This window comes from Moorena sp. SIO3B2 (assembly GCF_010692525.1).
GTDB classification, from domain to species: Bacteria; Cyanobacteriota; Cyanobacteriia; order Cyanobacteriales; family Coleofasciculaceae; genus Moorena; species Moorena producens.
The window spans coordinates 12,148-35,413 of record NZ_JAAHHE010000033.1; the positions used below are offsets into that span (position 1 = coordinate 12,148).

General features: G+C 44.3%; 18 protein-coding genes and 1 pseudogene. 7 read left to right on the forward strand and 12 right to left on the reverse strand.

Features of this window, described 5'->3' with window-relative positions:
- Positions 1 to 257: 257 nt before the first annotated feature.
- Both F6K38_RS10910 and proX (F6K38_RS10915) read right to left on the reverse strand, forming a co-directional pair.
- Positions 258 to 504 (reverse strand): annotated as a pseudogene (locus F6K38_RS10910) (hypothetical protein).
- 320 nt (positions 505 to 824) lie between these two features.
- On the reverse strand, positions 825 to 1,847 hold the full coding sequence (gene proX, locus F6K38_RS10915; RefSeq protein ID WP_287253421.1) for a glycine betaine/L-proline ABC transporter substrate-binding protein ProX: 1,023 nt from the start codon (positions 1,845 to 1,847) through the stop codon (positions 825 to 827).
- A gap of 485 nt (positions 1,848 to 2,332) precedes the next feature.
- Between proX (F6K38_RS10915) and F6K38_RS10920 the strand changes: the two genes are divergently transcribed.
- A complete protein-coding gene (locus tag F6K38_RS10920) occupies positions 2,333 to 3,262 on the forward strand; it encodes a thermonuclease family protein (protein WP_287253422.1) in 930 nt (309 codons plus the stop codon).
- Between the two features lie 320 nt (positions 3,263 to 3,582).
- Here F6K38_RS10920 and proX (F6K38_RS10925) read toward each other — a convergent pair whose 3' ends face one another.
- Positions 3,583 to 4,605, reverse strand: coding sequence for a glycine betaine/L-proline ABC transporter substrate-binding protein ProX (proX, locus tag F6K38_RS10925; RefSeq protein ID WP_161603190.1), 1,023 nt, complete (start codon positions 4,603 to 4,605; stop codon positions 3,583 to 3,585).
- A 470-nt stretch (positions 4,606 to 5,075) separates the two neighbouring features.
- Here proX (F6K38_RS10925) and F6K38_RS10930 point away from each other — a divergent pair, with 470 nt between their 5' ends.
- The 3 genes from F6K38_RS10930 to F6K38_RS10940 all read left to right on the forward strand — a co-directional run bounded on the left by F6K38_RS10930 (position 5,076) and on the right by F6K38_RS10940 (position 8,365).
- Positions 5,076 to 6,500 carry a pyridoxal phosphate-dependent decarboxylase family protein gene (locus F6K38_RS10930; protein WP_287253426.1) on the forward strand — a complete coding sequence of 475 codons (1,425 nt, stop codon included), beginning with the start codon at positions 5,076 to 5,078 and terminating at the stop codon, positions 6,498 to 6,500.
- Positions 6,501 to 6,508: 8 nt separating this feature from the next.
- Positions 6,509 to 7,171 carry a class I SAM-dependent methyltransferase gene (locus tag F6K38_RS10935; RefSeq protein ID WP_287253427.1) on the forward strand — a complete coding sequence of 221 codons (663 nt, stop codon included), beginning with the start codon at positions 6,509 to 6,511 and terminating at the stop codon, positions 7,169 to 7,171.
- Positions 7,172 to 7,702: 531 nt separating this feature from the next.
- Entirely contained in the window at positions 7,703 to 8,365 is a 663-nt protein-coding gene (locus F6K38_RS10940; protein ID WP_287254500.1) for a class I SAM-dependent methyltransferase, read from the forward strand.
- A 58-nt stretch (positions 8,366 to 8,423) separates the two neighbouring features.
- Here the strand turns inward: F6K38_RS10940 and F6K38_RS10945 are convergent, their stop codons facing one another.
- The 5 genes from F6K38_RS10945 to F6K38_RS10965 all read right to left on the reverse strand — a co-directional run bounded on the left by F6K38_RS10945 (position 8,424) and on the right by F6K38_RS10965 (position 15,518).
- Positions 8,424 to 9,317, reverse strand: coding sequence for a class I SAM-dependent methyltransferase (locus F6K38_RS10945; protein ID WP_008187907.1), 894 nt, complete (start codon positions 9,315 to 9,317; stop codon positions 8,424 to 8,426).
- The gene (locus F6K38_RS10950; protein WP_008187906.1) at positions 9,298 to 10,176 is read right to left on the reverse strand and encodes a TauD/TfdA dioxygenase family protein; all 879 of its coding nucleotides are present in this window, start codon (positions 10,174 to 10,176) and stop codon (positions 9,298 to 9,300) included. The genes F6K38_RS10945 and F6K38_RS10950 overlap by 20 nt, the downstream gene beginning before the upstream one ends.
- Positions 10,177 to 10,205: 29 nt before the next feature.
- On the reverse strand, positions 10,206 to 11,492 hold the full coding sequence (locus F6K38_RS10955) for a cysteate synthase (protein ID WP_287356600.1): 1,287 nt from the start codon (positions 11,490 to 11,492) through the stop codon (positions 10,206 to 10,208).
- 517 nt (positions 11,493 to 12,009) lie between these two features.
- Complete coding sequence (locus F6K38_RS10960; RefSeq protein WP_008187904.1) at positions 12,010 to 13,758, reverse strand: diflavin flavoprotein; 1,749 nt, start codon at positions 13,756 to 13,758, stop codon at positions 12,010 to 12,012.
- Between the two features lie 41 nt (positions 13,759 to 13,799).
- Positions 13,800 to 15,518, reverse strand: a complete 1,719-nt coding sequence (locus tag F6K38_RS10965; protein WP_008187903.1) for a diflavin flavoprotein — start codon at positions 15,516 to 15,518, stop codon at positions 13,800 to 13,802.
- Positions 15,519 to 16,086: 568 nt separating this feature from the next.
- Here F6K38_RS10965 and F6K38_RS10970 point away from each other — a divergent pair.
- Positions 16,087 to 16,884, forward strand: a complete 798-nt coding sequence (locus tag F6K38_RS10970) for a pantothenate kinase (protein WP_008187902.1) — start codon at positions 16,087 to 16,089, stop codon at positions 16,882 to 16,884.
- A 32-nt stretch (positions 16,885 to 16,916) separates the two neighbouring features.
- Here the strand turns inward: F6K38_RS10970 and F6K38_RS10975 are convergent, their stop codons facing one another.
- Positions 16,917 to 17,372 (reverse strand): NUDIX hydrolase, encoded by a 456-nt coding sequence (locus F6K38_RS10975; RefSeq protein WP_008187901.1) that lies wholly within the window; start codon positions 17,370 to 17,372, stop codon positions 16,917 to 16,919.
- 372 nt (positions 17,373 to 17,744) lie between these two features.
- Between F6K38_RS10975 and rbp the strand changes: the two genes are divergently transcribed.
- Both rbp and F6K38_RS10985 read left to right on the forward strand, forming a co-directional pair.
- Positions 17,745 to 18,035, forward strand: a complete 291-nt coding sequence (gene rbp / locus F6K38_RS10980; RefSeq protein WP_008187900.1) for an RNA-binding regulator — start codon at positions 17,745 to 17,747, stop codon at positions 18,033 to 18,035.
- Between the two features lie 683 nt (positions 18,036 to 18,718).
- A complete protein-coding gene (locus F6K38_RS10985) occupies positions 18,719 to 18,916 on the forward strand; it encodes an Asl3888 family RNA-binding protein (protein WP_008187899.1) in 198 nt (65 codons plus the stop codon).
- Between the two features lie 579 nt (positions 18,917 to 19,495).
- Here the strand turns inward: F6K38_RS10985 and argH are convergent.
- The 3 genes from argH to F6K38_RS11000 all read right to left on the reverse strand — a co-directional run bounded on the left by argH (position 19,496) and on the right by F6K38_RS11000 (position 22,944).
- Positions 19,496 to 20,890, reverse strand: coding sequence for an argininosuccinate lyase (gene argH / locus F6K38_RS10990; RefSeq protein ID WP_008187898.1), 1,395 nt, complete (start codon positions 20,888 to 20,890; stop codon positions 19,496 to 19,498).
- 313 nt (positions 20,891 to 21,203) lie between these two features.
- Positions 21,204 to 21,455, reverse strand: coding sequence for a hypothetical protein (locus F6K38_RS10995; RefSeq protein ID WP_008187897.1), 252 nt, complete (start codon positions 21,453 to 21,455; stop codon positions 21,204 to 21,206).
- A gap of 28 nt (positions 21,456 to 21,483) precedes the next feature.
- On the reverse strand, positions 21,484 to 22,944 hold the full coding sequence (locus tag F6K38_RS11000; protein ID WP_008187896.1) for a GAF domain-containing SpoIIE family protein phosphatase: 1,461 nt from the start codon (positions 22,942 to 22,944) through the stop codon (positions 21,484 to 21,486).
- Between the last annotated feature and the right edge of the window lie 322 nt (positions 22,945 to 23,266).

The following is a 23,266-nucleotide window of genomic DNA, read 5'->3' on the forward strand; positions in this document are numbered from 1 at the left end:
AACTAATCAGCACTAACTTGATAAAGTTGAAGTCTTAATAAACCCGCATTATCAACCCAAATATAGTAAAAAAAAAGCCGTAGACATAATGTCCACGGCTTTTTCAATGCCACAGTAAGTGGATTGAAATTTTGATGTCAGTCAGATCCCAAACCTAACCTGATGTGATCTTATTTGATTGGCCAAAGGTCACGCTGCCCGAACAGACCGGAGCCTGTGCCCTGGGGGGATTTTCCCCCCAGAAATTTTTTAAGGTGTTATGGCAACAGCCAATACTTCATCATTGTCGTAATCACTTCGTCTGGAACACCAGTTGGCTCCAGAGGGCTCCACTCGCAAATCTCGGCATAGCCAAGTGTATAAAGCATGTGCATACTATGAATTACTGCTTGACGAGAGCCTTGTCTTGATGCAGTCGCTCATGGGGGAAACCCCCAAGACCGCGCTGCATCGCTTTAGAGTGTGCTCAACAGGTTGTTTTTTTAGGTTTGGGTTTTTTGACATGAATCAAAGATTGAATTCGTCGTTATCATTATCATTATTACAATAATGATAACGATAACAAAATAGTTTGTCAAGGGTTTTGAAATTTTTTTTTGGGGAGTTTTAGGGGTAATCAAAAAAAGCGATCGCTAAAGTTATGCGATCGCTTTTTTTGTTAATGTAATTTAACTTATTTAACCTTTCTCATACCGATGAGATAGAAAAATTTTTTCCCTACTCCCTACTCCCTACTCCCTACTCCCTACTCCCTACTCCCTACTCCCTATTCCCTATTCCCTATTCCCTATTCCCTATTCCCTATTCCCTATTCCCTATTCCCTTTAAATAGAATCTCCTCCTGCCTTTTTTGCCTCTTCTACCCAGCTATCAAACAACTCTTGACGATTTTCCACCCATTCTTTGGCATGGCGACGGATATCTTCTGGACTGCTCTCACCCTCTTTGATCTTTAGGCTTTCAACATTAATGTCCTCAGCCGGAATTTGAACCAGTTCAAACCAACGTTTGGCAACTGGGTTAGCTGCCAAAAATTTCTTGTTAGCAACAATGCGCTGGCGATCGACAGTAAATCCCAGATTTTTTCCGTCTACAGAGGTGTCTTTTTCAGTTAGACCTTTCTGGGATTCAGGAAGAGAAGTAAAGGGAACTTCTAACCAAATTATATCTTGATCGGGTTTTAATATTGTAGATATCCAGTGAGGTTGATAAGTATAGTACATAATGCTTTCCCCTTGCTTGTAGCGAGTCATAACATCGGCCAGTAGCACAATGTATTGTCCTCTAATGTGTTCAACGGTATCTTCTAGTCCGTAAGCTTTGAGGTGATGATCGATTACCACTTCGCAAAACCAACCAGGATTACAACCGATTAAATTAGCTTTACCATTGCCGTCTGTATCAAATAGTTTCGCAATCTTTGGGTCTTTAAATTGTTGCAGGTTAGTAATGTTATATTTATCAGCCGTTTTTTTATCGATCTGATAGCCTTGTACCCCATCAGGAGTAAGCACTCCAACTCGCTCTAACTTTTTGCCACCCCCAGCATTTTCAAAGAATTCTATATGTGATTTTTCATAGTTGATAGTACTATAATCTAGGTCGCCATTAGCCACAGACACATAAATAATAGGATAGTCAATTTCCTTGGGTTTTTCGATTTCATAACCAAGTTTTTCCAAACCAATATTGACTATCTCAGTTTGAAACTGTTCCTCGATCCAGTTACTATGGGCAGAGCGAACTTTAGTTTTTTTTCCAGAGGAGGTTGACTCACAGGCAATTGAACCCATTAAGCAAGCGATCAGAGTCATTCCTAAGGTAAGTTGTCTCAATTGTCGTTTCATTAAATCCTCTCCCAGGGTTTTTATCACCAAGTCTTACCGTCAATCATAACTATAGCAGTTTTCAATGGGGTAGGGAGTAGGGAGGGTGGGGAGATGGGGAGATGGGGAGATGGGGAGATGGGGAGATTTTAAGTAAAGGTATTCTGACATGAGATAAACCAAAATACTATGTCCTAAACTCTACTTATATTCTTATATTTAGGTGTAATTTTACTTATCTAGCGTCTTTAATACCTATGAAGTACACAAAATTTTTTCCCTGCTCCCTGCTCTCTGCTCCCTGCTCCCTAATAAAGGAGCCTTAACCAGCATCAAACTGGAGATGAAACTCCACTGACCGAATTAGATTTGCAAAAACATGATATCCTATAGGAAAGGTCAGAAAAACAGTTATCTCACACCCATTATATATTCTGGCGCTGCACCTCAAACAACAAGCAATTCTAATCCCTCATTTCATGGTTGACCAACAAAGAGGAGAGCTAATGAAAGGTACAGTCATCAAAAATATCAAACTGATCAAAGTTGTTGACGGTGACACAATCAAGATACTCTTGGATAATGAGCAAGAATCAATTCGGTTTGTTTGTCTTGACACAGAGGAAAGTCAGCGCGCTGGCAGTAAACCGATAACCAACGCTGGCATCCTGGCCTCAAAATGGGCGAAGGAGTATTTCGGGACAAACGAGCAAGGGATACCCAATCAGGATGTATGGGTGGATCTTGAATTCGACACCAACGATCCGGTGGAGGTTTGCCTGGTGAAACATCGGGGCAATTATGGGCGATTGCTCTGTTATATCTACAAAGCCGGAGAGCAGGAGAATTTTAATGTGCGCATTGTGCGGGAAGGCTGGAGCCCTTATTTTGTAAAATATGGCTCGTCGCGCCTCTATCACCGCGAGTTTATGGAGGCGGAGGCGGAGGCTCAAGCAAAAGGTATAGGGATTTGGGATCCAGCTACCAATGCCGGTGGAAAGAGCAGAGACTATACCACCCTGATTCCTTGGTGGTATCTACGAAACCAGGTGGTAGAAGACTACCGTAACGCAGGCAGTCAAGCCGGGGTGCTATCGGTGCGTCTAAACTACAATGAGATCGTAGAAGCGGCTAAAGCTAGCAACCAAATCACGGTATTGTGTGACCTGCAAGGAGGGATTAATAAATGGCCTGGTAATGGTGCTCTGATCTATGCTGGGTCAAGATTTCACCGGTTTAATCTCTGGATTCCCGATCGGGATTCCCAAGCAGCTCAAACCATATTGGGACTAATTGAAACCCGCTATGCCAAATCCGGTCGAGGCTATGTGTATGTGACTGGAACTGCTAGTCTCTATCCTCCCAATCAGGATGGGAAGCCTCAAATCGTGATCACGGATGCTAAGCAACTAGCTGATTTCCCACCTGGACAGTAACATTGCTAGTAAGCATTCAGGTATTAGCTAATGCGCTACTTCACAGGCTTCTAGCCTGTGCCACGCACGCTACGCGAACAGCTAATGCGCTACTTCACAGGCTTCTAGCCTGTGCCACGCACGCTACGCGAACGAGGTTTATTTTAAGGATTAGGCTGACAGCTGTTCGCGTAGCGTGAGCTAAAAGCTCACGGCTGAATGCTTAGATGTAATTTAAATTATCTAGCGTTTTTAATAGCTATTAAGTACACAAAATTTTTCCCTACTTCCTACTCCCTATTCCCTACTCCCTATTCCCTCTTGCCTATTGCCTCTTCACTTTAAATAGAATCCCCTCCTGCCTTTTTTGCTTCTTCTATCCAGTTATCAAACAACTCTTGATTCTTCTCAACCCACTCTTTAGCATGGCGACGGATATCTTCTGGACTGCTCTCACCCTCTTTGATCTTTAGGCTTTCAACGTTAATGTCCTCAACCGGAATTTGAACCAGTTCAAACCAACGTTTGGCAACTGGGTTAGCTGCCAAAAATTTCTTGTTAGCAACAATACGCTGACGATCGACAGTAAATCCCAGATTTTTTCCGTCTACAGAGGTGTCTTTTTCAGTTAGATCTTTCTGGGATTCAGGAAGAGAGGTAAAGGGAACTTCTAACCAAATTATATCTTGATCGGGTTTTAATATTGTAGATATCCAGTGAGGATTCTGAGCATAGTAAATAACGCTTTCCCCTTGTTTGTAGCGAGTCATAAGATCGGCGAGTAGCACAATGTATTGTCCTCTAGTGTGTTCAACGGTATCTTCTAATCCGTAAGCTTTGAGGTGATGATCGATTATCACTTCGCAAAACCAACCAGGATCACAACCGATTAAATTAGCTTTACCATTGCCGTCTGTATCAAATAGTTTCGCAATCTTTGGATCTTTAAATTGTTCCAGGTTAGTAATGTTATATTTCTCAGCCGTTTTTTTATCGATTTGATAGCCTTGTATCACATCAGGAGTAATAACTCCAACTCGCTCTATTTTTTTGGTACCCCCAGCATTTTTAAAGAATTCTAGATGTGATATTTCATAGTTGATAGTACTATAATCTAGGTCGCCATTAGCCACAGACACATAAATAACCGGATAGGTTATTTCTTTCGGTTCTTCGATTTCATAACCAAGTTTTTCCAGACCAATATTGACGATTTGGGTTTGAAACTGTTCCTCGACCCAGTTACTATGGGCAGAACGAACTTTAGTTTTTTTTACAGAGGAGGTTGACTCACAGGCAACTGACCCGAGCAACAAAGCGATCAGAGTCATTCCTAAGGTAAGTTGTCTCACTTGTCGTTTCATTAAATCCTCTCCCAGGGTTTTTATCACCAAGTCTTACCGTTAGTCATAACTATAGCAGTTTTTAATGGAGCTAGGGAGTAGGGAGTAGCAGGGTGGGGAGATGGGGAGATGGGGAGATGGGGAGATGGGGAGATGGGGAGATGGGGAGATGGGGGAAATTTTAATTAAGGGTATCCTGACATGATATAAACCAAAATACTATGTAAGCATTCAGCCGTGAGCCTTAGCACAAAGCTGAATGCTGATAGCTGATAGCTAAATCCTTACAGAATAATTAATTTTTTTTTCGCTTGATTTAATATAAAAAAACTGATATGATGATATCATTGCCGCTCGTTACTTTTACAATAAAGTCTAGTATAACCGTCGATAATATATCCATTTATAGCGTTTTTAATAGTAAAAATCAATAATAAATATAGAGTCAATTTTTCCAACCACTACTCCCTACTGCCCACTCCCGACTCCCTATGAAAGATACAGAAACAACCCTGACTAAAACCCTTGCCATAATTCTCAACTATTTAGACGGTAATTTGGAACCGGATTCCAACGTCGTTAATTATCAAACCGCTAATGATCTTAAGGAAAAACTCGATTTAACCTTACCCGATGAGGGAGTCGCTTTAGAAGCGTTAATTCCTATAGTAGAATCTTACCTGAACTATAGCGTTAGAACCGGTAGCACTCAATTTTTTAATCTACTTTTTAGTGGGTCTAGTATTCCGGGAATAATAGCCGAGATGGTTACCAGTGCCACGAATACTACCATGCACACCTATGATGTCGCCCCCGTAGCCACCCTGATGGAAATAGAATTGATTAAAAAATTGACCAGTTTAGTGGGGTTTAAGGAAGCTGAAGGGTTGATGGTAACTGGAGGAAGTAATGCTAATCTGATCGGAATGCTTTGTGGACGACATCAAGTTTTACCGGAAGCTAAATTACAGGGATTGGGTAATAATCAGTTAGTCGCCTTTGTTTCCGATCAAGCTCATTATTCCTATTTAAAAGCTGCTAATTTGTTAGGGATTGGCATCAAAAATTTAGTCAAGGTTAAGTCTGGTGTTGATGGCAAAATGATTCCCGCAGCACTAGAAGCTGCCATTCAACAGAGCTTGTCAGAAGAAAAAACACCGTTCTTTGTGGGTGCAACTGCCGGTACAACTGTTTTAGGAGCCTTCGATCCCTTACCGACCCTTGCCGAAATTACCAGGAAATATGGCTTGTGGCTGCATGTCGATGCGGCTTGGGGTGGGCCGGTTTTATTTAGTGAAAAACACCAGCATTTGTTAGCAGGAAGTGAGTTAGTTGATTCCTTTACTTGGGATGGCCATAAATTAATGGGAGTTCCTTTAATTTGTTCCGCTATTTTAGTGAAACAAAAAGGACTATTGTCAGAAGCTGGCTCTGGGGGAGGTACGGATTATCTATTCCATGATGATGAAAATGATTTATACAATTTAGGGACTAAGTCGTTACAATGTGGTCGGAGAGTAGATGCACTCAAATTATGGCTGTGTTGGAAATACTATGGTAAAAAAGGTTATGATCAGCTGGTCAATCATTTATTTGACCTAGCTAATTATGCCACCGAGTATATCCGCCGTTGCGATAATTTAGAATTAATCGCTGAACCACAATTTTTGAATATTTGTTTCCGTTATATCCCCAAAGATGAACCGCTTGACGCTACTGGGTTAGACCAGCTGAATCTAGACATACGCAACCGATTATTTCATTCTGGAACAGCTTTTGTCAACTATGCTCATTATCAAGGTCTGGTTATGATTCGGTTAATCCTGGCTAACCCTGAACTGCAAAAAACTGATTTAGAAACGTTTTTCCATAATTTACTTAATGCTGGTAAACTAGTTGAAAGTGTTAAAGGATAGAAAAACTAATGAAGGATAGCAAAGACTTTTACGAAGGGATGGGATTAAAGTTTCTGGAGCCTCAAAATCAGACAGAAGGAATCAGGGAGTATATGGAGTTAGAGGATGACTTTATACTGAGAACCTTTAAAGGGGTAGATAGTGTTCTGGATGTAGGATGTGGTGAGGGACGTTATGTTCGTAAGCTTGCCCCTATTGTAGGAAAGATTACAGGAATTGATTTTTCAGAACAGCTTGTAGCCTTAGCTAAAGACTCCACTTCTACCTTTAATAATGTCACCATTTTAGCCGGAAGAGCAGAACATTTAACAACTCTGGTTCAAGAAACGTTTACTTACGGATTATTGGCATGGAATACCATTGGAAATATTCCTCAACAACTTCATCAAGCTATTTTCGATAACCTGGCAAAAGTAGTAGATAAAAAGGTATTTATATCTACGTTTAAATCTAACCAAGAAGTCATGGATGAGCGCTTACGCTATTATGACAAAACAGGTTTTAAGGTAGAAAGTATCGATGGCAATCAAGTAATTTTAGAAGGGGGATTGCATCATGCTAATGCTTATCCTTTCAGCTATTTCCAGGAGTTGCTTGAATCAGTAGGATTTTCTATGGAAACTCATGATTTGGGCTTTGTTGGTGTGATGATTGAAGGAACTAAAAAATAACTTAACTGGTCAGCTAATGCGCGAAGCGCACGCTGCGCGAACAGCTATCAGCTGTCAGCGGTCAGCTAATCAACGGGAAGTAGTAAACAAGCTGGGGAGTGCTAGTACGGCTGGTTGAAAATCCCTGCTCGTTTTATTCATCCGACCCCGTGTAGTTAAAGCACCTGCTAGCTGAACGCGATCGCGTGCGCGTAGCGCATTAGCTGATAGCTGATAGCTGACGGCACTTCAAGTAGCGTGCGCGTAGCGCATTAGCTTACATCTCAACAATCACAACAGGGGTTTAAAGTTCAGAGTTAAGATAATCTAGATTAGACCAGCTTAATCTAGACATACACAACCGATTATTTCATTCGGGAACAGCTTTTGTCAACTATGCTCATTATCAAGGTCTGGTTATGATTCGGTTAATGCTGGCTAACCCTGAACTGCAAAAAGCCGATCTAGAAAAGTTTTTGCATAATTTCATTCATGCTGGTAAACTCTTCATGCTGGTACACTAGGTGAAGCTGTTAAAGGATAGAAGACATCATGAAAGATAGCAAAGACTTTTACGAAGGGATCGGATTGACTTTGCTCGATCCTCAAAATGAGACGGAAGGAGTCAGGGAGTATCAGAAGTTAGAAGAAGAATTTATCAAGAGAACCTTTGAAGGGGTGGATAGTGTTCTGGAGGTAGGATGTGGTGAGGGACGTTATCTTCGTCATCTTGCCCCCCTTGTCGGCAAGATCACAGGAATTGATTTTGCCGAACAACTGGTAAACATAGCTAAAGAATCAACTGCAACTTTTGATAATGTAAAAGTCATTCTCGGAAGAGCGGAACATTTACCTACTCTGGTTCAAGAAAGGTTTACTCATGCTTTACTGGGATGGAATACCATCGGCAATATTCCTCAAGAAGTTCATGAAATTATTTTCGATAATCTCGAAAAATTAGTAGACAAAAAGATATTTATTTCGACTTTTAAATGTGCTCAAGAAGTCATGGATGAGCGCTTACGCTTTTATGCTAAAACCGGTTTAAAAGTAGAAAGGATCAATGGCAATCAAGTGATTTTAGAACGGGGTTCCCATTTTCCTAATGCTTATCCTTTCAGCTATTTTCAGGAATTGCTTGAATCAGTAGGATTTTCTATGGAAACTCATGATTTGGGCTTTGTTGGTGTGATGATCGAAGGAACTAAAAAATAACTTGACTGAATGATATTTTCCCCACCTTGAGGAAAATATCAACAATCACAACAGGGCTTTAAAGGTCAGATTTAAGGTCATAGGCATATACCGTAGCCTCCCCATGGGAAGCACGCCCCGCAATCGCTCCATTGATTAGCTCCTTTGCAGAGCCATCCCCTAGCACCGCTTCGACCTGAGCCACAAACTGGCTCATTTCAGCAGGTGTCAGCAACGCAAATGCCACATCTGTTGACCGCCAACCAGGGTCGAGGCTAAGCCTCACCATCTGTTCATCCTGGGCTTCAATCCAGTGGGATTCCGCTGGGGTTACATTACCAGTCATGGTGAACCCCATTTTCTCCATCAGCGATGTGAACCAAACACCCTCGGTCACGGACCAGACCGAATCCAGACGCTCCCACGCTGATTCTGGAAATAGGTTAAAATGCCAGTAAGCTTTACGACGCTGCTCTCGGCTAGTCGTGACAAGTACAAGTCGTCCACTAGGTTTCAGCACTCGTTTGGCTTCCCCGATCGCCTGCTCACATTGCTCCGTTAAAGATGCTGAATGGACGTCTTCCCCTCCAAGGTGGTGTAGCACTTGGGCCAACAGCACTAGGTCAAAGGAACCGTCTTCAAAAGGAAGCTTGGTGACAGAACCCACCTCAAAGCTGGCATTGTCCAAGTCTTGACAATGTTCTTTGGCGATCGCAATCCGCGCGGAATCGGTGTCAATTCCCACAACTTTACTCGCCACCTCAGCAAGGTATCGTGCGTGCTGCCCTGTGCCGCAGCCAGCGTCTAACACCATATCTCCTGGCCGGACAAATCCCAAGATCTCTTTTACCCCAAAGGGGCTGCGTGCTTGGTTGTATTGGGCCGCTGACTGGTCTGAATTGTTGTCGCCGTAACCAGCCTGATTGTCATCTTGCTTCAGGTAGTGCTCGATATTATATGGTTTCCTTGGCATCCCCTGTTTCCCCTACATAACGCTCTGTCCGCAGATCGGGGTCGTGGGCCACCACCCGGTGCATTCGGCGCAGGCCAAGGTAGTCTGCCCTAGCCAGGTGCTGCACTCCAAAGTTGTCCCAGATCACCACATCCCCCTTAGTCCAGGAATGGCAAAGAACCTGGTCTGGACGGTTGGCTTGCTCAAAGACGCGGTTCAAAAGTTCCGTACTCTCCTCTTCCGACATTCCTACCAAGGACACCGTGAAATTTGAGTTCAGATAGAGCAGTGGCACACCTGTGTCGGGATGCTTAATCACTGCCGGATGAATAGCCTGCACGTCATTAGTCACATCATCCGGTCGGTTGACCCGGGCATAACCCTTCTGGAGAGAGTGGAGAGCGCTGATACCATGCAACTGCTCCCTTAGTTCTGGTGAGAGATTGCGGTACATTTGGTTAGCATTTTGGAAGCAGGTATTACCACCGTTAGGAGGCAGGATAAACCCACATAATACGCTGGCCCGGGATGGGTTCATTCGCCAACTCATATCTGAGTGGAATAGGAAGGAATCCGCTGGAATCCCCGTGTCACCCATGGTTTCCAGAATTTGCACCTTGCCAGTGCTGTCTTTGGGTGCGTTTACTGGGTGGTAGTTCTCGATCTTCCCGAAAAGCCCCGCCAACTTTAACAGACTTGCATCAGCTTGGATTGGTTGATCACCGAAACTGCCTCCGTCAGGAGGGATGATCACTACCCCATTTTCGTAGAGCAGCTCTCGAATGCGATCGCATTGTTCTGGGGAATTAAGATCAACGTTCGTCAGCTTCACCCCAAAGGGTTTGAGTTGATGGACTGCAAGAGTGGATAAAGTTTTCATGGATATTGAACTGTTTAACTGGCAAACCGTTATGATACACTGCTAATGGTCTGTTCCAGAAAATCCGGCTCAATCTCTTCAGGTTTAAAAACTAAATCAGGTTTGAGGTAGTGTAACGGATAATCTTGGCGCATCCGTTTGTAGCCTCCACTGGTAATATTGAGCACAATGGTGTCCTTTTTACCTATTTTCCCCGCTTCAACTGCTTGAATTAAAGCACCAGTAGCAACACCGGCAGCAGGACTAACATCTATTCCTTCCAATTGCTCAAATAAAGCCGTTGCTTTATCTGATTCGTCATTAGTCACACCATACATTTCTCCCTCAGTATCCGCCAATGCTTCATAAAGTCCTCCCGCAAGAGAGTAAGCCGGATTTCGGTTGGTAAGTACCTTTGCAGAAACCTGACTAATGGATTTTTTGGCTTCTATTTCGCTCAAAGGAGTAATGTCTCGACTACCTGCTTTCCAGGCATCGGTCATGGGGGTAAAAGGAATGTTTTGACAGAGGTGAAGCTTCATTTTTTTGTTGCCAAATCTGCCATCTGCTAAAAATCTGAGATTGGCTTCGTAAGCTGAAATCCCACCAGTACCGGAACCTACGGCTTGGAAATAGTGATCAGGAATTTCCCCAATGGTTACTGTAGCATCCACAACGGTTAACCCCATGCCATCCCGTCTGGCTACATTTTTAGCTCCTCCTTCCGGAAAGAAACCCTCTAATTCACTGATAATTTTTCCGATCCGAATGGCATCGGAGTAGTCACTATTCCCACCAACAGCAATCAGACGAACACAAGAATCAAACGGCTCCTTTGACCAGATGGCGGATAAATTTTGCTCTGGAATGACCAAGCAAAAGGGAATCTTCAGCTTAGAGCAAACCGTAGCAAACGCTCGGCCAGTATTTCCAGCTGAAGCAACGACTAGGGTTTTGGGGTTATCCTCTGGTATTCTAGCTAATATCGGGAAAGCTTCTAATTCTTTAAACGAACAAGTAGAAAGATCAGCATCTCGCTCTGGCCAGTAGCCATTGAAACAAATGAAAAGATGATCTAATCCGAGATGGTGAGCCAGATTTTTGCTTTGATAAGTAATCGGTTTACCTTCTGTCTCTAAGTATCGATCAACCGGTAGCCAATCGATATATCGGAATAAACCTGGGAGATTCTCTTTGACTTCTAGCTTTTCGTTAGGATAGACAGCACGCAGAAGGGATGGCTCATGTTCTTCGTCACAGCAAAGGCGGAAAGGGTCTGGTTCATAGTCTTTTCCACACAACGTGCAACGCAGGATATATTTGAGTTTAGACTTCATTGTGATTAGTCCTTGGCTACCGCAATATTATAACAGGTAGTTAAAAATAGTCCGATTTGGAAGTCGGGAGTCGGGAGCGGTGCGACCCGTGGCGAATTTAATTCGCCAACGGAAAGCGCACCGAGGGAGTCGGGAGTCGGGGGAGATTTTTATGAAGTATAATGATCCTGGTATAGTTTGAGGGTTAATAAAAAAAAGCGACACTCTTTGCTGAGCATCACTTTTTTTAGGTCTATAGCAGTCGAAGTAAAGGTTAAAACATCGGTAAGCATTCAGCGGTCAGCCGTCAGCCGTCAGCCGTGAGCTAAAAGCTCACGCTACTTGAGGTGCCGACGTAATAGAGATTAAAATAATGCTGACCTCTTTTATTCAAAAGCTGATAGCTGCTAAGCATTCAGCCGTCAGCCGTCAGCCAAAGGCTGATACGCGACACGCTGATACGCGACACGCTGATAGCTGATAGCTTACAGATATAGTTATGTTCCCTGTTCCCTTTAAACCAAAAAACTATCTCCTATTAATAATAGGTTCCCGACTTACGATGATGCAGAGCAGTTACTCCATCAGATAGCACCTTCCCATTTTTAACTACCCCATAAACTAGCCAGTGGTCACCACATTCCATCCGATTTTCTACAGTACATTCCAAATAAGCTAGGGCATCACTTAGTATTGGACAACCATTCTCTGATTCTTCGATCTTTATCCCACCAAATCGGTCTTCACCAGGTCCAAATGGTTTAAGAAACTGTTTCATCAAGGGTAAATGTTTCCCATCTTCTAACACATTCAATACAAAGTTATCCCCAGTGTGCATCAAAGACTCAACTGCTCGTTCTTTAGCTACCGCTACGGTTAACCCTGGAGGCGTAAAGGTAGCTTGAGATACCCAGGAAGCTAGCATCGCTCCGGTCAGGTCTTGTTGTTTAGTAGTCACAACACACAGTGAACCAATCAACCGTCCCACCGCTTGCTCCGTGCGGGCAGCGGAAGACTCACCAGCAGGTTGCTTGGGTTTCCGGGCTTTTTTGGCTTTTTTCAGGGCTTGAGCAAAATCTGTACCGGCTTCTTCACAGTATTTGAGGTCTTTGTCTGTAGGCTTAAATTTGACCCGAATCGTCTCAAAGCCAAACTTGTAACCCGCATCCCGGAACTTACTTTCTAATAGGTCTATGGCTTCCCCACTCCAGCCATAGGAACCAAAGACACCCGCTAGCTTAGTTTTAGTAGCGCTAGATAAAACCATACCCAAAGCGGTTTGAACCTGGGTTGGTGCGTGACCTCCTAGGGTAGGAGAACCCATGATAAATCCGTCTGCTTTCTCCACAGCAGCGCCAATCTCTTCCGGGTCAGCTGCTTCACAGTTAAGGGATTCTACCGATACACCAGCTTTAGTGATACCTCGTGCGATCGCTTGGGCAATTGCTCCAGTATTGCCGTAAGCTGAGGCATAAATTAGGGCAACATTAGCCTCTTGAGCTTGTTGTTGCTTACTCCATTTTCCATAGGATTCAGTCAGTTCTTGAAAGCCATAGCGCACCAAAGGTCCGTGACCGGTAGCATAAAGCTTAGCATCAAAGTCATCTAATTTAGCTAAAGCTGTTTCCACCTGTCGGGCGTGGGGTGCCATCAGGCAATCAAAATAATAGCGTCGGTCTTCGTCATAAACCCTCCAACCTTCATCCATTACCTGGTCGCCACAGACATGAGCACCAAATAATTTATCTGTAAATAGGATTTGAGTTTTAGAATCGTAGGTACAAAGCTGATCAGGGAAACGGGGATTAGGGGTAGGGATAAAATCTAGGATGTGACCTTTCCCTAAATCGAGAGTGTCATCCCCTTTCATTACCAGGATTTTGAGCTCCTGTTCTGGAATAGCTTTATCCTCTAGTTTCTCAAACAGAGTGCGCAAGGATTTAGCACCAGGATTGGAACAAACAAAGGTAATATTAGGAGCAAGTTTGAGCAGAGCATTCAGAGTAACCAGGCGATTGGGATTAATGTGACCGAGGATGACATAATCGATCAGCTTTGGGTCAAGGCGTTCTTGTAATGCTTTGAGAAATACCTCTGTAAAGGATTCTCCTGGTGGATCGAATAGGGCGATTTGATCAGCTCTAATGACAAAAGAATTAGCAGTGGTGCCTCGTTGCAAGGCATATTCGATTTCAAATTTGAGCCGGTCCCAAGTACGCGATCGCAATATGAGGGTATCGGTAGCAATATAGAGAGGTTGGACGTCACGGGGTTTTGTAGTGTTCATGGTTCAGGTTAGCCGATTACATTTAGAACTGCTATTAATGTTTAGTAATGATTTCCCACTTTCCGATGGTGGATAGCAGTCAGAGACTCTGGCTTAGAAACCCGTCCGGTGTCAACGGTAGAGTAAACAATCCAATGATCACTACACTCCATACGAGTGGTAACTTTACACTCTAGATAGGCTAGGGCGTCGCTCAGAATCGGGGAACCGTTTTCTGCGGTTTGTGTATTAACCCCTGCAAAGCGGTCAGCACCAGGTTTGAAGCGCTTGAGGAAGTGTTTCATCAAGTCTTGGTAGTTGCCTTCTTCCAGTACATTGAGTACAAAGCGGTCTCCCACTTGCATCAAGGATTCAATCGCCCGGTCTTTGGCTACAGCAATGGTGAAACCGAGAGGCTCGAAGCTAGCTTGGCTCACCCAAGAGGCTAACATCGCACTCTTGACATCCCCTTTCTTAGCGGTAATGATGTATAACCCACCACTGATACGACCTAGGGCTTTGTCTAGGTCTGTATCTAGGGATTTCATGTTCTTGATCAAGCGATCGCGACTCAACCATTGCCCGATGTCAGTACCAGCTTCTTCACAAAGCTTGTAAGTGGTTTCACTAGGAGTGTCTTTGATGCGAATCCCAGGAAAGGCTTCTTTGAGTCCTAGGCTTCTCAATTGACTGCGTAGGGGGTCAATCGGTTCGTCATCTTCGCCATAGGATTCAAACAGACCAAAGGATTGCTTGGATTTGACCGCAGCCAATACCGTGCTAACTGCTGCTGTAGTGTTGCTGTTTGTGGCTGGAGCCATGCCAATCACTATGCCAGCCGCGCGGTTGACCGCTTCCTGAACCTCTTGGGGGTCAGCGGATTTGAGGTCCATCATCTCCACAGCAATCTCAGTTTTGGTAATCCCTAGGGCGATCGCTTGAGAAATGCGATCGCTATAGCCATAATCTGAGACATAAAACACAACAACGGATTTTTCTGCCTTGGCCTTAGCTTGACTCCAGTTGCGGTAATTTCCTACCAGTTGTTCTACATTGTGGCGCAGTAGAGGACCATGACCATTAGCAATAGTAGTCACCTCTCCCAACTTATCCATCCGCTTGAGAGCAGATAGCACTGAACGGGCATTGGGAGCCATCAGGCATTCGTAGTAAAATCGATAATCTGCTTCGATAGCGCTGAGGTTGTCATCATAGGTGCTAGCAGAGCAGTAGTGCATGCCAAACACATCACAAGTATACAGCACCTTAGTCCCCCCATCGTAAGTGAGCATGGTGTCGGGCCAATGGAGATTAGGGGCATTAACAAAATCCAGGATATGCCCATTGCCTAAATCTAGCTGATTACCAGTTTTGACAATTTGGCGCTGAAACGGTTGATGTACAAAGTCTTCCAGGAACTGGATTGCCACTTTTGAGCCCACCACAGTAATATCTGGAGCCAGTGCAAGGATATCTTTGACTAAGCCACTGTGGTCTGGTTCGGTATGGCTGATAATTAGGTAATCAATATCGGTAGGGTTAATTAGTCCAGTTAGAGTATCTAAATATAGCTGGCGGAATTTTTCATGGGAGGTATCGACCAAGGCAATTTTCTCACCCCGAATCAGATACGAGTTGTACGTGGTGCCGTTTTGTAGTCCAAATTCGATGTCGAAGCGATCGCGATCCCAATCCAAAGAACGAATAGTTGTGGTATCTGGAGCAATCTCGCTAGTCTCTATGGTTAGCCGCTTTTGAACCCGGTCAGTGAGTACTACCATCCCTTTACTCCTTTATCCGCTATTTTTAAGTTATGTAACTTTTCTTTATTTTTACACAAATATCTTCAAAAGCTGGATTTAAATATGCTATAGCTCTGATTTAGGATTGGTTATAGTTCAGTCACCACCAATAGCTGATAGCTAATGCCCTAGGCTAATCCTAGCCTTAACCAACCTTGGCTTTTAGGCCACGCGCTTCGCAGCAAAGCGGGACGCGCGTCCATCGCGTTCAACCTTGGCCTTTCGGCCACGCGCTTCGCAGCAAAGCGGGACGCGCGTCCATCGCGTTCAATAACCTTCAACATTCAACCTTGGCTTTTAGGCCACGCGCTTCGCAGCAAAGCGGGACGCGCGTCCATCGCGTTCAACCTTCAACCAACCAACCTTCAATCTTCAACCTTCAACCTTGGCTTTTAGGCCACGCGCTTCGCAGCAAAGCGGGACGCGCGTCCATCGCGTTCAACCTATCGGTAGAGTTGTGTCCTCCCTACTCCCTACTCCCGACTCCCGACTCCCGACTCCCGCGCAACCGAAAACGAAAGGACCTAACCCAATTGATAACTGCTATATGACAACTAAGGCAAACAGCTTTTTAGGATTAGTGATTGGCAATTCCCGGCTACATTGGGCTTGGTTTGTGGATAACACCCTCAAAAAAGCCTGGGATACCAACCATCTAACCCCAGCAGCTGTAGCGCAGTTAATCAAGGACTGGACGTCTAATGTAATGTCAGAGGAAATTTTCCCACCCCAGTTAGGAGCTCAGGGTACAGACACATCCAAGCCATTACCCCTTTACATCGCTTCAGTAGTACCTGCCCAAACAGCACTCTGGCAAAACTATTCCGATACTACAATATTGACCCTGGAAGATTTACCCCTTTCCGGACTATATCCCACCCTAGGCATTGACCGCGCCTTGGCGTTATTTGGTGCTGGTCACAGGTATAGTTATCCAATTTTGGTTATTGATGCTGGTACTGCTCTAACCTTTACTGGTGCTAACCAAAACCTACAGCTAATCGGAGGGGCTATCTTGCCAGGATTAGGATTACAGTTACAGTCTCTAGCACAAAAAACTGGAGCATTACCCGCCATTGAACTACCAGCTCAGTTACCAAAGCGTTGGTCACTCGAAACATCAGGAGCCATGGCAAGTGGTGTGGTCTATACAGTATTAGCTAGTATCCGGGATTTTATTGAGGATTGGCAAAGGGAGTTTCCCAACAGTCCGATTGCTCTGACTGGTGGCGACTCTGAGCAGTTAGTTACTTATCTCCAATCTCAATTTCCTGGAATAGCAGCTCAGATTATTGTTGATCCTTACTTAATCTTTTGGGGAATGTTGTCAGTCGTTGGTAGTTAGTTGCTGCGGTGACTTTTGTGGGGAATGGGGAATTAAGCAACGGTGATATTACCCTCAAAATAGTCCTGTAACTGACGGTCATGGTCATGGCTGAGGTTTCCCTTAGGGATAGCTTCCAGTTCAAACGCCTTGACTTCACTAATTTCCAATACGTCCTGTACCTCCATGGTTCCAGTCACATCAGCTTCTACCAGAATACAGATAGAATGGACTCTGGGATCTCTTCCTGGTGCTGAGTAAACCCCAACTAACTGGCGAATCTTGAGCAACTCAAGTCCGGTTTCCTCAAATAATTCCCGTTCGATAGTCGTTGGAATATCTTGACCCCAGTTAACCATCCCTCCTGGTAGAGCCCACTTACCATTGTCACGACGTCGAACTAGCACAATTCGCCCATCCGGCAAGAGTGGAATGATGCTCGTACCGGTAATAGGATGTCGAAATATAATCCCCAGAACTGTTTGGACAAATTGCCATAATCTTCTCATGTGATGATAGGGCTATGAAGTGTGTGTGTTGGTTTTACTGACTGCTATGATAGACATTATGGATGCAAGTTCGGTAACGTCAGTGATTGAAAAGTCCATTGTGATGCAATTCAACGTTGAACGTCTGAGTAGTTAACAGCTAGGAGCCTAAGGAATACCTGACCGGTTCACAGGCGAATCACTTCTGGTTAAATCTCTGTCTTGATGCAAAGCGCGAATAGGGGGTCTCTTTTGACCGCACCGGTAGTCGCTCATGGGGTGCCCTCCTTTGACCGATCTGCATCAATGTCATAACCTGGGTAGATATGCACCAGTGCTTCGCCCTCTCACCGACTTTCATCTGAACATTTTCGATCAGATGGACAACTCTAAATGACTATATACATTGGCAACCTAGATTATCAGGTTACCTCTGAAAACTTACAGGAAGTATTTCAGGATTATGGTACAGTATCAAAAGTAGTAGTTCCTAAAGATAGGGAAACAGGTCAAGGGCGTGGATTCGCTTTTGTTGATATGGGGACAACGGATCAGGAAGAATCTGCCATTGCTGAGCTAGATGGTGCAGAATGGATGGGGCGTTCTATGCGCGTCCGCAAAGCTAGACCAAAGACTAACGACAACGACAACAATCGAGGAAATCGTAGTCGCAGTGGGTTCTAGAATAAGTTATAACAACAGTAGGCTTCGAGGACAATCAAGAAGTCTGTTGTGGAAAACTAACCATTTTCCTTTGCCGTGGGTGACCGAAAAAGTGGGTCTCAAGCCCCGTCCTTCTAGGAGGGCTTTTGTTCACTGTGGTATAATAAAAAGGTAGCCTAGCACAGACAGGATTCGTCGGTACTGTCAACAAACTAACGACGTAAAGCGATGCTAGTACATGAGGCGCGAAAAACCTCATTAAAAACGTATGGATCAAGCGCGGATACCGACAACCAGTAAAGCAAATCTTAAAAGATGAAAGTACCGTGGGGTTAGAAGTTACCGTAAGAAGAGTGGAGCCAAAATCGGCAAAGTTTTAACCCTTTTACCCATAGACGACTAACCATAAAGGCTCCACTCTTCTAAGGTTTCGTCTCCGGCACACGGAAACTGAGGAAACTCAACGCTTAGGGAGATAAGCCCACTGGGGTTAGTTAAATTAAGCTCAATATTTGGTTTTTAACGGATATTTGGCTTAAATATTGCCTTTGGCGGATAACTAATTTTAAGGCATGTCGAAGAACTAAGAATCCCCGTCCTTCCAGGGCGGGGAGTGTCAAATGGGTAACTTAAATAAACCAAGCTGAATCTAGTCTAAGACTTGGGTTTGATAGTGTTTTTGTTTTTTTATCAATGAGGTAGACATGGCAAAGCGCCGCAATCTAAAAAAGGAAAAGGCGCAGCGGAATCAAGCTTACGCCCGTAAGTTTCGGAAATCCAAGCGTAATACGGGCCGTTTTTCCAAAAATAGACGGTACGGTAGCAAACCTCCTAAGTCGGAGGAAACAACAGCAGAAACTAACAACGAGGATAATTACCAAGGTGGTACTGGTGCGATGTAAGGAGTCAGCTATCAGCTGACTGTCATAGCTGACTCCTTACATCCGATCAGGCAGCTACCCCAGTTGATTAACTACTGTTGATGTAGAAAACTTAGGAGTATCGAGTCAGGAGCTTCGAGTCAGAATAAGTCAAGGTTATGTGATTGGAATAAACAAAAGTCAAAGTATCTTTTAAGCCAAAAACTAACTAAAAATCCTTACTTCTGATCCGAAGTTTCCCGATCCGAACTTCCCTATTATTAAGATTATTAAGTATTTTTGTACTGGTGCAAGATCGACAAGATCTAAATTAGAGATAAATTGTAAGCATTCAGCCGTCAGCTATCAGCTTATGCGCTACGCGCACGCTACTTGAGGTGCTTATGGGCTACAGATGTTGCTACAGATGCTGCTATCACCTTATGCGCTACGCGCACGCTACTTGAGGTGAGGTGCTTATGGGCTACAGATGGTGCTTTTGAATAAAACAGGTAAGCATTTGTTTAATCTGAGTTACGTCTGCATGATAGCTGACGGCTGACAGCTGATAGCTGTTCGCGTAGCGTGCGCGTAGCGCATATGCTTACGATAAATTAGCGATCAATCATGATTGGAATTTAAGCGATCGCATGCATCCTGAATCCCTCGCCTAACCTGGTCAAAACCAGTGCCACCATAACTATTCCGACGAGCTACGACTTGAATTGGGGCAATGGCTTGATAAATATCTTCTTCAAAGGCTGGATGCAACTCTTGCCACTGTTCGAGGCTCAAATCCTTCAGTAACTTACCGGATGCCAAACAACCTCTGACCACCTTACCCACCAGATTGTAGGCTTCCCGAAACGGAACCCCTTTTGAGGCTAAATAGTCAGCGACATCGGTAGCGTTAGAGAAATCTTCAGTAACTGCTGATGCCAAACGTTCGGTACGAAATTCTAACCCTTCCTGCCAGAGAATGGTCATGGCTTCGAGACAGGCTTTGATAGTGTTAACGCTATCAAACAGTGCTTCTTTGTCTTCTTGCAGGTCTTTGTTGTAAGCCAAAGGTAGCCCTTTCATCAATACCAACAACCCTTGCAGATGACCAAAGACACGACCAGTCTTACCTCGTACCAGTTCCGGAACATCAGGATTTTTCTTTTGGGGCATGATGCTCGAACCAGTAGCACAACTATCGATGAGAGTAACAAAGCCAAATTCCTGAGATGCCCAGAGAATGATTTCCTCTGACAATCGGCTCAGATGTACCATGATCAAACTGGCAGCACAGAGGAATTCAATGGCAAAGTCGCGATCGCTTACTCCATCGAGGCTATTACCATAAATTCCTTCAAAATGCAAGGTTTCGGCGGTATGATGTCGGTCAATCGGGAAGGTAGTCCCTGCTAAGGCTCCACAACCGAGGGGTGAGATATTCACCCGCCGTCGGATTTCCCCTAAACGCTGCCAGTCCCGCTCTAGCATTTCTACGTAAGCTAATAGGTGATGGGCTAAACTGACTGGCTGAGCCCGTTGCAGGTGAGTATAGCCAGGAATCAGGGTTTCAACATGAGCTTTGGCAAGATTGAGCAAGACCTCTTGGAAGTGACGTAATTGGTTACGAATCTGGTCAATCTGGTCTCGGAGGTAGAGTCGGGTATCTGTACCAACTTGGTCATTACGCGATCGCGCTGTATGTAGCTTCTTGCCAACATCACCCACAATATCAGTTAGGCGGCGTTCTACAGCTAAGTGTACATCTTCAGCATCAACACCAGGGTTAAATTTTCCTTGGTGGTATTCTGAACGGATTTGTTCTAAGCCAGCTACTAGCTGCTGAGCTTCCGACTCAGAAATAATGCCAGTATGGGCAAGCATCTTGACATGAGCCACAGAACCAGTAATGTCATACTCAATCAGTTCTATGTCAAAGCCGATACTGGCATTGAAGCAAGCAATTGCTGGATGTAACGCTGATTCAAATCTCTGACTCCAGGTTTTTTGCTCAGTCACAGTTTTGGAAACAAGATAAAGGACAAAAGATAAAGCACAAAAGACTCGTTAAACGAAGTTAGATTTAGTATAAGCATTCAGCTATCAGCTATCAGCTATCAGCTATCAGCTATCAGCTATCAGCTTAGGCGCGTAGAGCATAAGCTAAGAAGGGCAAATCCCCAGACTTTCAATTCTATAAAATTTGGAACTATTAAATTTTACCGTTTGGGCATTGTGCAATGGGCATAGGTGTAGACTAAGCGAACCGCACAGGCTACGGAAGATGTATCTTAAGCTGACGGCTGACAGCTGACGGCTGACAGCTGACGATTTAGTTAAACGAAGTTAGATTTCTGAATAAGTAACCAACAACTAAACCAATCACCAGCGCCACAGCCTGACCAGAATCAATAAACTTTTGCCACGCCGTCTTGATTTGACCGAGTACATCGGGATCTTCAATAGTTTGAGCCAAAACTAGCCCATCGATGGGTAACTGAGAGTTCAGCCATCCCAAGACATCAGTCCAATCGCTAATGCTATCTAACGGAACTATTACTGTTTGTATGCCTACAATCACCATTGCTATGCTTTCCTATACGTTAAATCTATTAGTCAAGCCTTGATTTTACCTGCATTACGACCAGTGTCATATCATCTCCGTTAGTTGTTGTACCAGTAAACTGCTGGACTTGCTGAAATAGGTAATCTAAAATTTCCTGAGCACTATAACTATGTTCACAGGCCCACTGGAAGCTTTGGGTTAGATTTTCCTCATCAAAGCGATTGCCATTGAGATTCGCTGCCTCGGTCACCCCATCAGTGTAGTAAATAATGGTGTCCCCTGAATCTAGCTGCACGTGAGAGTCTTCGTATTGAGAATCAATTTCTAAACCAATCAGCATCCCTCCTGCGGTATCCAAGGGTTTGATAGAACCGGTTGATGCCTGCCACAACAAGGGGGGATTGTGAGCGGCATTACTATAGGACAAAATCTTGGTTTTGGGGTCGTACTCAGAATAAAACAGGGTGACGAACCGATGGGAATTTTCCAAGTCAGGATACATAACCCGGTTCAGGTGTTCGAGAATGCGTGCAGGGGAGTGACCGTTTAGTACTTCTGCTCGCAGCATTCCCCTGGTCATAGTCATAATCAACCCAGCCGGAACCCCTTTTCCCATCACATCACCAATCACAATGCTCCAAGGTAAATAAGCACTGTGGTCATCAGTGAGATGACCATCCCCGGAGTTTTTCGGTCCGAGCTGGTCGTAGTTGGTGGGAATGAAATCGTAGTAGTCACCTCCGACACGGTTAGCGGTTTTACAGAAAGCCGCTAATTCCACCCCTTCAATTTCAGGGCATTGGCGCGGTAGTAGGCGGATTTGGATATCGGCACCAATTTCTAACTCTCGATCTAAGCGTTCTTTATGGCGTAGCTCAACTTTCAGTTCATCATTAGCGATCGCTACTGCAGTTTGGTCAGCCACTAACCTTACCAACTTCTGTCGTGTTGCTGTCCAGTTATATTGTGGGTCATGGCTAAAGATATACAAATGTCCTTGTTCAACATTTTTAACCAGAATCGGAAGACTAAACAGTTTGATATTGGGTTCAAGATAATCCCTCAAGAGTTTATCAAAGGATGCCTGAACCAGTTTCAAAGAGGTTGGTGTGTGCTGATCATTCCCCCCTTGGCCATTAGGACTTGTCACTTGGTGGGTGGTCTTTTCTATCGCTTTACGAATAGTCTGAACCACCTGAGGGTTCTGGTAGTGTAGGTCAGATCGTTGTACCTGACCATCTCGATTGAACAAGATTAAAGCTCCCCCATCGGCATCACTCACCCGTGCTGCCATTAGAGGAATTAACTCTAAAAACTGATTGAGATTGTTGAAGCTGCGTAAGGCAAACCCCAATGAACTTAACAAATCTTGAACCTTGTGCTGTTCTCGATAAAGACGTGCCACCAGTTCTTTGAGGGTGGACACAGGGTTTTTCTTAGCAGCAGCATAGGAGCTGGTGCTATTCGTTGAACTTGAGGGTTGGTGGGGAATGGGCAGTGCTGTCATTGCATCAGGTGTTAGGAGCGTTACCAGTTATGCTGCACAAACCATCAGGTTAATCAGGAGTTAGAACAGATGTCTACTCAGGTTTTGTCAAGCAGCTGTTGCTGACACTGTTGACCTGTGAAGCCTACGATGGCTGACCCTGGATCTTCACGGTAGTTTTGCTTAGGTATTGATTCAACCATGTAGGATAACTAGCGCAACAGTATGGCATCCTACAGTAGCACTGATTGCCATTTTTAGCTATTCCAGAAGTCCCAACCAATCATTCCAACTGACCTGATTTGTCTAATGATAGCCCTAATTACACTCAATGTTATTCAGG

What these genes read in the sequence shown, in the direction of transcription:
- proX (WP_287253421.1), bottom strand. Translation starts at nt 1,847, where the DNA reads ATGAAACGACAATTGAGACAACTTACCTTAGGAATGACTCTGATCGCT.
- F6K38_RS10920 (WP_287253422.1), top strand. Translation starts at nt 2,333, where the DNA reads ATGAAAGGTACAGTCATCAAAAATATCAAACTGATCAAAGTTGTTGAC.
- proX (WP_161603190.1), bottom strand. Translation starts at nt 4,605, where the DNA reads ATGAAACGACAAGTGAGACAACTTACCTTAGGAATGACTCTGATCGCT.
- F6K38_RS10930 (WP_287253426.1), top strand. Translation starts at nt 5,076, where the DNA reads ATGAAAGATACAGAAACAACCCTGACTAAAACCCTTGCCATAATTCTC.
- F6K38_RS10935 (WP_287253427.1), top strand. Translation starts at nt 6,509, where the DNA reads ATGAAGGATAGCAAAGACTTTTACGAAGGGATGGGATTAAAGTTTCTG.
- F6K38_RS10940 (WP_287254500.1), top strand. Translation starts at nt 7,703, where the DNA reads ATGAAAGATAGCAAAGACTTTTACGAAGGGATCGGATTGACTTTGCTC.
- F6K38_RS10945 (WP_008187907.1), bottom strand. Translation starts at nt 9,317, where the DNA reads ATGCCAAGGAAACCATATAATATCGAGCACTACCTGAAGCAAGATGAC.
- F6K38_RS10950 (WP_008187906.1), bottom strand. Translation starts at nt 10,176, where the DNA reads ATGAAAACTTTATCCACTCTTGCAGTCCATCAACTCAAACCCTTTGGG.
- F6K38_RS10955 (WP_287356600.1), bottom strand. Translation starts at nt 11,492, where the DNA reads ATGAAGTCTAAACTCAAATATATCCTGCGTTGCACGTTGTGTGGAAAA.
- F6K38_RS10960 (WP_008187904.1), bottom strand. Translation starts at nt 13,758, where the DNA reads ATGAACACTACAAAACCCCGTGACGTCCAACCTCTCTATATTGCTACC.
- F6K38_RS10965 (WP_008187903.1), bottom strand. Translation starts at nt 15,518, where the DNA reads ATGGTAGTACTCACTGACCGGGTTCAAAAGCGGCTAACCATAGAGACT.
- F6K38_RS10970 (WP_008187902.1), top strand. Translation starts at nt 16,087, where the DNA reads ATGACAACTAAGGCAAACAGCTTTTTAGGATTAGTGATTGGCAATTCC.
- F6K38_RS10975 (WP_008187901.1), bottom strand. Translation starts at nt 17,372, where the DNA reads ATGAGAAGATTATGGCAATTTGTCCAAACAGTTCTGGGGATTATATTT.
- rbp (WP_008187900.1), top strand. Translation starts at nt 17,745, where the DNA reads ATGACTATATACATTGGCAACCTAGATTATCAGGTTACCTCTGAAAAC.
- F6K38_RS10985 (WP_008187899.1), top strand. Translation starts at nt 18,719, where the DNA reads ATGGCAAAGCGCCGCAATCTAAAAAAGGAAAAGGCGCAGCGGAATCAA.
- F6K38_RS10995 (WP_008187897.1), bottom strand. Translation starts at nt 21,455, where the DNA reads ATGGTGATTGTAGGCATACAAACAGTAATAGTTCCGTTAGATAGCATT.
- F6K38_RS11000 (WP_008187896.1), bottom strand. Translation starts at nt 22,944, where the DNA reads ATGACAGCACTGCCCATTCCCCACCAACCCTCAAGTTCAACGAATAGC.